Raw genomic sequence first — 305 nt, 5'->3', positions numbered from 1 at the left:
TCGCCGTTGGTGCCCTTGATGTGGGCGCCGAGGCCGCGCACCGGCGTCCAGTCGTTGCCGAGGCCGCCGGAATATTTTGCCAGCAGTGCGTTGTCCTTGATCGACTTGAAGATGCCGTCGAGATCGTCCGAGACTGTTGTGAGAAAACAGGACGACAATTGCGGACGCAGCGTACCCGAATTGAACAGCGTCGGCGTCGAGGCCATGAAGTCGAACGATGACAGCAGATCGTAGAACTCGATCGCCTTGGCCTCTCGGTCGATCTCGCGAACCGCAAGACCCATCGCGACGCGCATGAAGAAGGC

Annotated in this window: 1 protein-coding gene; it reads right to left on the bottom strand. The window is 60.0% G+C overall.

What is annotated here, in order from left to right:
• Positions 1 to 305, bottom strand: a 305-nt coding sequence (locus AC5ZFO_RS48430) for a ribonucleotide reductase N-terminal alpha domain-containing protein (protein WP_496124324.1), incomplete at both ends; no start/stop codon positions are given.

This window comes from Bradyrhizobium sp. Unk1, from assembly GCF_059512345.1.
Note: the sequence above shows the minus strand (reverse complement) of the source record. Positions and strands in the feature narration are given on the sequence as shown.